Annotated in this window: 1 protein-coding gene; it reads left to right on the top strand. The window is 39.0% G+C overall.

Features of this window, described 5'->3' with window-relative positions; translation table 11 throughout:
- Positions 1-385: hypothetical protein (locus SANK73390_RS09515; protein WP_462765737.1), on the top strand; the 385-nt coding region annotated here is incomplete at both ends.

Here is a 385-nt window from a genome sequence, read left to right as displayed (position 1 = left end):
GTTGCAACGGCAACCGTTGCAGGCGCGGCTTCTTTATATAACTATTCCAAAGAACAAGCTAAGGTAATAGGTGAGTTAGAGCGCAATGCTTTTCTTGCACAATCAACTGTACAAGAATTTCAAATGATGTCTGTTGGTGCTGAAATGTTTGGTATTCAACAGGATAAACTTGCAGATATAACCAAAGACTTTAACGAAAAATTAGGGGATTTTTTAACCACTGGTGGTGGTGAATATGTCAATTTTCTTGAGCAAGTTGCGTTAAAAACTGAAGGCAGTACTTCGAAAGCATTAGAGCTTACCAAAGCGATGGCCCGTTTATCCGGTCCAGAAGCTATGGCTTTATATGTTAGTAAAATGGAAGAGGCTAATTTATCTCAAGATC

This window comes from Pseudoalteromonas sp. SANK 73390 (assembly GCF_054966645.1).
Note: the sequence above shows the minus strand (reverse complement) of the source record. Positions and strands in the feature narration are given on the sequence as shown.